Source organism: Bartonella sp. AC62GZZY (assembly GCF_042196525.1).
Classification (GTDB): Bacteria; Pseudomonadota; Alphaproteobacteria; order Rhizobiales; family Rhizobiaceae; genus Bartonella.
On record NZ_JBHIQN010000027.1, the window covers coordinates 1 to 7,683 of the forward strand.

General features: G+C 38.0%; 11 protein-coding genes and 1 pseudogene. 10 read left to right on the top strand and 2 right to left on the bottom strand.

All coding sequences use genetic code 11. The features are described from left to right. Positions 1 to 251: 251 nt before the first annotated feature. Positions 252 to 686 (bottom strand): hypothetical protein, encoded by a 435-nt coding sequence (locus tag ACFIML_RS08565; RefSeq protein WP_120100899.1) that lies wholly within the window; start codon positions 684 to 686, stop codon positions 252 to 254. 15 nt (positions 687 to 701) lie between these two features. Continuing rightward, positions 702 to 1,019: a hypothetical protein gene (locus ACFIML_RS08570; RefSeq protein ID WP_375607575.1), complete on the bottom strand. Its 318-nt coding sequence runs from the start codon at positions 1,017 to 1,019 to the stop codon at positions 702 to 704. A 50-nt stretch (positions 1,020 to 1,069) separates the two neighbouring features. Here ACFIML_RS08570 and ACFIML_RS08575 point away from each other — a divergent pair, with 50 nt between their 5' ends. From ACFIML_RS08575 to ACFIML_RS08620, 10 genes and pseudogenes are all read left to right on the top strand, one after another. Beyond that, positions 1,070 to 1,720, top strand: a complete 651-nt coding sequence (locus ACFIML_RS08575) for a S24 family peptidase (RefSeq protein WP_004854224.1) — start codon at positions 1,070 to 1,072, stop codon at positions 1,718 to 1,720. Positions 1,721 to 1,883: 163 nt separating this feature from the next. Continuing rightward, complete coding sequence (locus ACFIML_RS08580; protein WP_375615509.1) at positions 1,884 to 2,258, top strand: hypothetical protein; 375 nt, start codon at positions 1,884 to 1,886, stop codon at positions 2,256 to 2,258. A gap of 67 nt (positions 2,259 to 2,325) precedes the next feature. Further along, positions 2,326 to 3,084, top strand: coding sequence for an antA/AntB antirepressor family protein (locus ACFIML_RS08585; RefSeq protein WP_375687934.1), 759 nt, complete (start codon positions 2,326 to 2,328; stop codon positions 3,082 to 3,084). 12 nt (positions 3,085 to 3,096) lie between these two features. Beyond that, a complete protein-coding gene (locus ACFIML_RS08590; RefSeq protein WP_375607537.1) occupies positions 3,097 to 3,414 on the top strand; it encodes a hypothetical protein in 318 nt (105 codons plus the stop codon). 11 nt (positions 3,415 to 3,425) lie between these two features. Continuing rightward, a pseudogene (locus ACFIML_RS08595) lies at positions 3,426 to 3,899 on the top strand (hypothetical protein); the annotation flags it as partial. 87 nt (positions 3,900 to 3,986) lie between these two features. Continuing rightward, the gene (locus ACFIML_RS08600; protein WP_375607539.1) at positions 3,987 to 4,553 is read left to right on the top strand and encodes a hypothetical protein; all 567 of its coding nucleotides are present in this window, start codon (positions 3,987 to 3,989) and stop codon (positions 4,551 to 4,553) included. Positions 4,554 to 4,628: 75 nt separating this feature from the next. Next, positions 4,629 to 5,435, top strand: coding sequence for an ERF family protein (locus ACFIML_RS08605; protein WP_375687936.1), 807 nt, complete (start codon positions 4,629 to 4,631; stop codon positions 5,433 to 5,435). A gap of 1 nt (position 5,436) precedes the next feature. Then, positions 5,437 to 6,060, top strand: a complete 624-nt coding sequence (locus ACFIML_RS08610; RefSeq protein WP_375687938.1) for a lambda exonuclease family protein — start codon at positions 5,437 to 5,439, stop codon at positions 6,058 to 6,060. A gap of 112 nt (positions 6,061 to 6,172) precedes the next feature. Continuing rightward, positions 6,173 to 6,421, top strand: coding sequence for a hypothetical protein (locus tag ACFIML_RS08615; protein WP_375615512.1), 249 nt, complete (start codon positions 6,173 to 6,175; stop codon positions 6,419 to 6,421). A gap of 2 nt (positions 6,422 to 6,423) precedes the next feature. Beyond that, complete coding sequence (locus ACFIML_RS08620) at positions 6,424 to 7,467, top strand: tyrosine-type recombinase/integrase (RefSeq protein WP_375615513.1); 1,044 nt, start codon at positions 6,424 to 6,426, stop codon at positions 7,465 to 7,467. The last annotated feature ends 216 nt before the right edge of the window (positions 7,468 to 7,683 follow it).

Below are 7,683 nucleotides of genomic sequence, written 5' to 3' on the forward strand. Positions count from 1 at the left end.
CCGCCTTCAAAACGGCGTGATTGAAAATGTTCTGTATCACTTGTGATAAAACCATCTGCATCACGAAGCGCCCAGCCAGTCTTAGTGCCTAGATCAAGACAGAGAATGGTTTGTGCATTAGTGATCATAATCCCCCTTGCTGTTGCGTATTTATATGTGTGCTATGACAGAGCGTGTTGTGACTGCTTGTCTTGAAAAAATGACTGTAACAACACAAACCGACCTCATAGACTTTAAAAAAGTGGATTAACTCAATTCAGACGCACACTACACGCATCATTTATTAATTTGATTTCTTCTTCTCTTTTTTTGATGAGGTCATCCCTTAAGAAGCCAAGATTACTTTCGACTAAAGCTGTAAACAAAAGTAGCTCATTTAGGCGATGAAAAGATGACAAATCTTGAGAAAAATAATTATCAAACCAAGTTGTAAAAGCTTGCGTAAAGGCAGATGAAAACCATTGATTAAAATCATCGTATGGCAATAACGGAAAATAATTTCTATCATCACGCGCAAAAATATTTTGCAGTATATAGACAAGATAACCTGTTGATGAGGGATCTATGCAACTTTCACATGTCTGATTAGGCGAGCGAACACCATAATATATATCTTCACGTCCAATCTTATTAACAAGATTAATCAACTTGACCTTACTTATAGTGATATGTGGGACATCTATCATCTCTGATCTTTCTCTTTAAACCTGTGAAGGGTGCTGTTGCTGTTCATTATTATCTGTAGAAGCAGCAGTAAAAGCAGATTGTGAAGATAATTTAGAATCACATGATTGCGTCCTATAAAAAAACGAGAAAAAGTCTTCTGCCTTAATCGGTGCTCCAATTCTTTTGGCTTCATTCAAAAGAATTGGGATATGTTTTGTTGGAATTCTCCCACCAGTTCCACCTTTTGATATAGGACGGAGCCAGACATATACGCGTGTTCTATGCACCCCAAGCAACTGAGATACCCTACGAACCCCACCTAATAGATTTATTATTTCCGAAAATTGTTTCATAGCACATTATGTAGCGATTATAAAAACAATGTCAAGAAGGAAAATTAATAATGAAACCACATGTTGCTAAATTAGAAAATGACGATTGTATACAACGTACCTACAATAAAGATATGACAATAAGTATCTCACAATGGTTGCAAAATGCCTTATCTGAAGCTGGATTAAGCCAATCAGAGCTTTCAAGACAGCTAACCGCTTCTTTAGGTCGCTCGATAGATCGTGCTGCCGTCAATAAAATGCTAAAAGGAACAAGAGATATTTCTGCTCGAGAATTATTAGAAATATCAAAGCTTACAGGTGCTTCTATTCCTACTAATCACTTAGTTCCTTTGATTGGATCTGTAGGAGCCGGAGGAGAAATAATCGCAATAGATTCTGGTTGTCTAGAAGAAGTAGAAGCCCCGCCATCTGCTCCTAAAGGAACTGTTGCTGTTCGCGTGGTAGGTGATTCTATGTTTCCAGCCATTGAAGAAGGAAGCCTTCTTTTTTATTCCTATCATTTGCCACCAGAGGATCTTATTAACAACCGCGCCATCATAAAAACTAAATGTGGAAAAGTTTACATCAAAGTATTACGTCTAGGGAAAGAAAAAGGGAAATGGGTTTTATCCAGTATAAATGGAAAATATGCTGATATCGTAGATGTAGAATTAGAATGGTGTGCACCTATCGACTGGATTAAGCCAGCCAGAATATGAGTTAATATTTTTATACTTTTCTTCAAGCAAGCCTTTAGTTTATTACTTTTAAAAAATTTTTAAAATCGCTACATTTTTTGTTGACTTTGTTTTTAAAATCGCTACATTGGTATCCATAAACCACGCACAAACAATCGCCAAGAGGCGTTAGGGAGGAAAAATTATGGATAAGCCAATTCTTATTAATTCCAATGAAATTTTATTAGTTTCCTACGATGATAATCAAAACATTGCAGAGTCTGGACCACTTGATGCAAGCCAAATTCTAAGCATTGTTGCTGAGGTAGATGATGCAATCCAAATCTTTCGTATAAATCCTTCTGAGAATAATTGTGAAGATATCTCTGAAGAGATTGCAGACGCATATGTAGAAGCAAATATTGAACATCTCCATGAGGATAGTGAGGTTCATTACTTTGTACGTGAAAGTAATGCTTACCATGATCTTTTATCTGAGTTAGCAGAAGAAAAATATAATGATGAGGTCTACGGGACCTACGAACAACAACACCGTTTGCGTCCTTGTGATGTGCTTTAAAAATTCTTAAGGGCGCATTTAAAAGCGCCCCCTTTCATTCATCAATCCCATCAATATGAGGTTCGTAATGGAAAAGCCTATTGCTATCCAGCACAATACAATCAAACACGAAACCGTTCAAACGGTCAACGCTCGTGAGTTACATGCGTTTTTGGAAATTGGGAAAGATTTCTCTACTTGGATTAAGGACCGTATTCATCAATATGAATTTGAAGAGGGAAATGATTTCATAAAAACACAAGATTTGCGGTCCCCAAAATTGGGGAGCGCAAAATCTAGAGCTGTTACAGCTATAGACTATCACCTCACATTAGACATGGCAAAAGAGCTCGCCATGGTAGAGCGTAATGAAAAAGGAAAACAAGCCCGTCAATATTTTATTGAATGCGAGCGGCGTGCAAAGCAAGTTGTTACACCACAAATCGATTACTCAAGTCCAAAGGCTATGATTGGCTTTTTGAATTACCTACAAGGTCAAATAGATCAAAAAGACACCATCATTGAAGATTTAACACCAAAAGCCATGGCTCTTGAAAGCTTACAGCGCCATGATGGACTCTTCGGTCTTACAGAAGCCGCTAAAATACTTGAGATGCAACCAAAACAGTTCATTCAATTCTTACAGCAAAAAGGTTGGGTTTACAGACGAGCAGCAGGTGGAAATTTGCTACCTTATCAAGACAAAATCCAAAAGCAACTTATGGATTGTCCAACTATCACACTTCAAACCGCAAATGGAATAGAAAAGGTCATTCCTTGCGCAAAAATCACCACAAAAGGTATGGGGCTGCTGTCTCAAGAGCTTAAAAGACAAAGCATGCATTAAGAGGAGGTTATTATGATAAAAAAGAAATATGAACTGACTGATGAGACAATTAAAGTTGATGGAAAAACTCTCTACCGCATACGTGCATTAAAGAATTTCGGAGATATTAAAAAAGGTGATCTTGGTGGCTTTGTAGAGACTGAAAGAAATCTTAGCCATGATGACAATTGTTGGGTTGGTGATGAGGCGTGGGTTTATGAAAATGCATATGTCTATGAAAACGCCAAGGTTTATGAAGATGCCGAAGTCTATAATAACGCAAAAGTTGGTGGTAATGCCATAGTAGCTGGCAAAACAGCATTTTATGGAAGTGATGCTATCTTAAGGTAGGGGCAAAAACCATGGAAAAGAAATACAAACTGACTGATGAAACAATTGAGTTTGATGGCAAAACCCTTCACCGTATTCGTGCTTTAAGGGATTTTGATGATGTTAAAGCAGATGACCTAGGCGGTTTTATACAAAAAGAAGACAATCTAAGTCATGATGGCAATTGCTGGATTGGGGATTATGCAAAAGTCTATGGTTATGCCAAGGTTTTTGGTGATGCTAAGGTTTACGAAAATGCACAAGTTTACGGTTATGCACATGTTTACGGCAATTCTCGTATTTATGGCAAAGCAGAAGTTTTCGATGAACCATGCATTTACGGTCATGCAGAAATTTACGGTGATGCATATATTTGCGGTGAACCTAGCGTTTTTGATAATGCAGAAGTTTATGGCAATGCACAAGTTTACGAAGAGCCATACATTTACGATAGGGCGCGTGTTTACGGCAATGCGCATGTTTACGGTGATGCGCATGTTTACGGTCATGCAGAAATTTACGGTGATGCATGTGTATGTTGGAACGATTGGATTGATGACGATAAAAGAATCTCAACTAGAGAAAAAAAACAGATGAAAAAATACGAACTTACTGATGAAATAAAAGAATTTTATGATGCAAGAACCGATAAAAGTAAAAAACTTTATCGCATACGTGCATTAAGAGATTTTAGAAATATTAAAAAAGGTTACTTAGGCGGCTATATACAAAAAGAAGACAACCTATCGCATGAAGGCGATTGTTGGGTTTGGCATAAAGCTATGGTTTATGGTGACGCTAAGATTTTCGGCAATGCACAAGTATTTGAATGCGCAGAAATTACAGGAAGGGCGCGTGTTTATGAAAATGCAAAAGTTTGCGGTGGAGCATATGTTGAATATGATGCACAAGTTTACGGCAATGCACAAATTTATGGTGAGGCTCGAGTTTTGGGCCATGTTTATGGCAATGCCCGTGTCTATGGAAATGCTTATATAAGTGATAAAGCACACATTTCCGGAAATATGAAAATTCTAGATGGAGTATATATTTTCGATAATGTAAATATTTCTGGTGATCTTGAAATTCGTGGACGCAATTCAATCATCTACGAAAGTGACTATTCAGCAAGCGATATAAGCTACATAAGCCGTTTCTAGCAACAAAAAACAAAGATTTTAACACAAGCGTGATTCACGCCACGGGTGAATTGCGCTCCAATGGAGGAAATTAAGATGAGTAAACAAAACACTAGCCTAACAGAAGTAAATAAAACAAACGATTGTGAAATCAAACCTACAGCTATGGAACTTATTTTAGAAAGAGCTTTAAAAGATGATGTTGATCTGGACCGTCTCAAGAGCCTTCTCGAATTGCGAGAAAAGGAGATAGAACGACAAGAGCGCCAAAACTTTGTCCGTGATCTTTCTGCTATGCAAATGGAATACAAAGATATCGAACAAAACGCCATTAATACACATACTAAAAGCCTCTATACAACGCTTGATAAATATATTGATGCTATTAAAGAACCTCTTTCAAAACATCACTTTGCCTTGTTCTCTCGTATCAAAGACCAGAGTTCAAATGACATAACTGTAGAAATGACTTTAAAGCATATATCGGGCAATGAAATATCAACACAAGGAACATTTCCCATTGATGCTACAGGAAGCAAAAATAACACACAAGCGGTTGGTTCTACTATAAGCTACGCACGTAGATATCTCTTAGGCATGCTTCTTAATGTTGCAAGAAAAGAAGACGATACAGATGGAATAACACTTCTTGCGGGTATCTCTCCTGAACAGATGAATGAAATCAAAGAATTAATTAAAAAAACACAATCTGAAGAAAGTAGGCTTCTCTCTTTCATAGGAGTAAAAAATCTAAAAGATATGTCTTATAAACAAGCACAAAACGCTTTGTTTTCTTTGAAAAAAAAGCAACGAAAGCAAATGAATAAAGCACAACAAGAGCAATTAGATGCACCTATACAAGATATTGAATATGCACCAACTCAACAACAAACGGCGGTGTGAGATGGAACAAAGAACAGCAGAATGGTTTCAAGCGCGCTTAGGAAAAGTCACTGCTTCAAACGTTTACAACGTACTCAGTAAGACAGCAAAAGGTTTGCCTACAAGCAAATATGAAGACTACAAAACGAAACTCATGACAGAACGCTTAATAGAGGAAATAAGCCAATCTTATACAACACCTGCTATGCAATGGGGCATTGAACATGAAGAGAATGCCTTGAGAGAATATGAATTCATTTATGACGCAGAAGTCACAAGATGCGGGTTTATCCCACACCCCAAAATGGAAATGGCGGGGGCTAGTCCTGATGGGTTCATTGGAGAGGACGGTTTAATCGAAGTCAAATGTCCACAATCAACAACCCATCTTCGTTTTTTTATTTATGACGAAATCAAGCCTGAATATATCGCACAGATGCAATTCCAAATGGCATGCACTGGACGCAAATGGTGTGATTTCATGAGCTATAATCCAAACTTTGTAGGCAAATCTACTGGTTTGAGAATGAAAATCAAACGCGTCAATCGTGATGAGAAACACATTGAAGAGATCAATAAAGCGGTCGAAATCTTTTTAGGGGAAATAGAACAAGAGATGCAAAAGATTTTGGCAAAAGCTGCTTAAACCTATGGGGGTGCTCTCTCCTCCCAGCACCCCCACCCATTTACTAACAACTTTTAACACATGCGTGATTCACGCCACGGGGGAATTGCATCTAAAATGAAGGGGAACAGATATGGCACACCGCCAACCTACTATAACACAACCAGCCATTGCACGTGCTTTACGAGAAGCTAAAAAACAAGGAGCAGAGGTTGTAGAAATCAAGCCTACTGGTGAATTATTAATTCATATCAATAAAATCGTAACACCCAGAACGATAGATAATACTTATAGCATTGTCGATTTTCCACCGCTTGAAAATGAACAAAAAGACTACGATACCAGCAAATCGTGTCCCTCTGTTGACGGTATAAAGTTTTAGCCATGCCAAAACGCCGTCCACCGCATCTTGTTCGTGAACGCACACGCCATGGTAAAATCATATGGTATGTACGTATTGGTCATGGACCACGGTTTCGGATTGAAGGAACCTATGGAACGCAAGAGTTTGTCGATAATTATACGCTTGCTCTTAAGCAAGCTCAAAATGGCTCCTCCAAAACAAAGAGGCGTACCAGACTCACAGAAGGGTCTTTCGATTGGTTGTTGCATCAGTATTTACAAAGCATGCAATGGCATAATCAATCAGAATCTACTAAAAAAGTTAAATATCGAATTCTGAATAATGTTTCTAAACATATCGGTAATCGTGCATATAAAAGCATAAACAAACAACACATGCTTGAAGCCGTAGACAGAAGGCGAGAGACCCCCGCGGCTGCAAAACATTTTTTGACCTCTTTAAACGGTCTCTTTAATTGGGCGGTTGATAATGCCCTTTTAAATAGAAATCCTGCCTTTAATATAAAAGCACCAAAATCTTTAAACAGTGAGGGATTACTGCCATGGCTAGAAGAGGACATAGACAAATATTATCACCGTTGGTCACATGGTACACATGAACGCGTCTGGATTGATGTTCTTCTTTATACAGGCTTGCGTCGTGGTGATGCCGTTCGTATCGGCTGGAAAGACGTCAAAGATAATATCATTTATCTCAAAACAGAAAAGAGCCAATTTAAAACAGATGTTTTTCTTCCTATTTTACCAGAACTAGAGGAAACCCTTAAAATTGGTCCCATAGGTAATGAAACATTTATTTGTGGTAAAGGTGGAAATAAGCTTGTCAAAGAAAGTTTTGGCAACCTCTTTCGTGAAGCATGTAATGCGGCGGGTATTAAAAAATCAGCGCACGGATTGCGAAAATTAGCAGCAACACGTGCAGCCAATGCTGGTGCGACAGTTTCGCAAATGAAAGCGCTTTTTGGCTGGACAGAAGATAAAATGGCATCCCTTTATACCAAAACAGCTGATAGAAAACGACTTGCAATAGAAGCAATCAAAAAGCTACAAAAAGGTTCGGGATAGACATAAAATAAGTTAAAATAATCAACGGAATCAAAACTCCCGAACTTTTATATAACTTATTGATTTTATATAAATATAACGCTCCCACCCCCTCCGCCACAGCACTTTTATGGCGCTATAACTTTTTGATTTTATATGACTGTAGCTTGCCAGCAGGTTTTGTATATTTTGCCACTAGGTTTTGTACCAATTCATTTTTTTTCAAAGAGTTTTAAA

Coding starts and splice junctions, on each gene's coding strand:
- ACFIML_RS08565 (WP_120100899.1), bottom strand. CDS start 686: ATGATAGATGTCCCACATATCACTATAAGTAAGGTCAAGTTGATTAAT.
- ACFIML_RS08580 (WP_375615509.1), top strand. CDS start 1,884: ATGGATAAGCCAATTCTTATTAATTCCAATGAAATTTTATTAGTTTCC.
- ACFIML_RS08600 (WP_375607539.1), top strand. CDS start 3,987: ATGAAAAAATACGAACTTACTGATGAAATAAAAGAATTTTATGATGCA.
- ACFIML_RS08585 (WP_375687934.1), top strand. CDS start 2,326: ATGGAAAAGCCTATTGCTATCCAGCACAATACAATCAAACACGAAACC.
- ACFIML_RS08590 (WP_375607537.1), top strand. CDS start 3,097: ATGATAAAAAAGAAATATGAACTGACTGATGAGACAATTAAAGTTGAT.
- ACFIML_RS08610 (WP_375687938.1), top strand. CDS start 5,437: ATGGAACAAAGAACAGCAGAATGGTTTCAAGCGCGCTTAGGAAAAGTC.
- ACFIML_RS08605 (WP_375687936.1), top strand. CDS start 4,629: ATGAGTAAACAAAACACTAGCCTAACAGAAGTAAATAAAACAAACGAT.
- ACFIML_RS08570 (WP_375607575.1), bottom strand. CDS start 1,019: ATGAAACAATTTTCGGAAATAATAAATCTATTAGGTGGGGTTCGTAGG.
- ACFIML_RS08615 (WP_375615512.1), top strand. CDS start 6,173: ATGGCACACCGCCAACCTACTATAACACAACCAGCCATTGCACGTGCT.
- ACFIML_RS08575 (WP_004854224.1), top strand. CDS start 1,070: ATGAAACCACATGTTGCTAAATTAGAAAATGACGATTGTATACAACGT.
- ACFIML_RS08620 (WP_375615513.1), top strand. CDS start 6,424: ATGCCAAAACGCCGTCCACCGCATCTTGTTCGTGAACGCACACGCCAT.